At 54.8% G+C, this 429-nt stretch carries 1 rRNA gene; it reads left to right on the plus strand.

Annotated elements, in window-relative coordinates:
• Positions 1-429, plus strand: a 16S ribosomal RNA gene (locus tag ACJ5GX_RS04995); the annotation flags it as partial.

Genomic DNA, 429 nt, shown 5'->3' on the forward strand with positions numbered 1-429 from the left:
GATCTGGAGGAATACCGGTGGCGAAGGCGGCCCCCTGGACGAAGACTGACGCTCAGGTGCGAAAGCGTGGGGAGCAAACAGGATTAGATACCCTGGTAGTCCACGCTGTAAACGATGTCGATTTGGAGGTTGTGCCCTTGAGGCGTGGCTTCCGGAGCTAACGCGTTAAATCGACCGCCTGGGGAGTACGGCCGCAAGGTTAAAACTCAAATGAATTGACGGGGGCCCGCACAAGCGGTGGAGCATGTGGTTTAATTCGATGCAACGCGAAGAACCTTACCTACTCTTGACATCCAGAGAACTTTCCAGAGATGGATTGGTGCCTTCGGGAACTCTGAGACAGGTGCTGCATGGCTGTCGTCAGCTCGTGTTGTGAAATGTTGGGTTAAGTCCCGCAACGAGCGCAACCCTTATCCTTTGTTGCCAGCG

This window comes from Wolbachia endosymbiont of Tuta absoluta (genome assembly GCF_059414725.1).